Annotated in this window: 1 rRNA gene; it reads left to right on the forward strand. The window is 52.8% G+C overall.

From position 1 onward, the window contains the following. Nucleotides 1-525: ribosomal RNA gene (locus ACWP87_RS13820) — 16S ribosomal RNA — on the forward strand; the annotation flags it as partial. Nucleotides 526-599: the final 74 nt, after the last annotated feature.

Here is a 599-nt window from a genome sequence, read left to right on the forward strand (position 1 = left end):
GGTTTCCCCTTCGGGGGCAAAATGACAGGTGGTGCATGGTTGTCGTCAGCTCGTGTCGTGAGATGTTGGGTTAAGTCCCGCAACGAGCGCAACCCTTATGACTAGTTGCCAGCATTTAGTTGGGCACTCTAGTAAGACTGCCGGTGACAAACCGGAGGAAGGTGGGGATGACGTCAAATCATCATGCCCCTTATGACCTGGGCTACACACGTGCTACAATGGATGGTACAACGAGTTGCGAGACCGCGAGGTCAAGCTAATCTCTTAAAGCCATTCTCAGTTCGGACTGTAGGCTGCAACTCGCCTACACGAAGTCGGAATCGCTAGTAATCGCGGATCAGCACGCCGCGGTGAATACGTTCCCGGGCCTTGTACACACCGCCCGTCACACCATGAGAGTTTGTAACACCCGAAGCCGGTGGCGTAACCCTTTTAGGGAGCGAGCCGTCTAAGGTGGGACAAATGATTAGGGTGAAGTCGTAACAAGGTAGCCGTAGGAGAACCTGCGGCTGGATCACCTCCTTTCTAAGGAAACAGACTGAAAGTCTGACGGAAACCTGCACACACGAAACTTTGTTTAGTTTTGAGGGGATTACCCT

It is taken from the genome of Lacticaseibacillus sp. 22 (assembly GCF_055413445.1).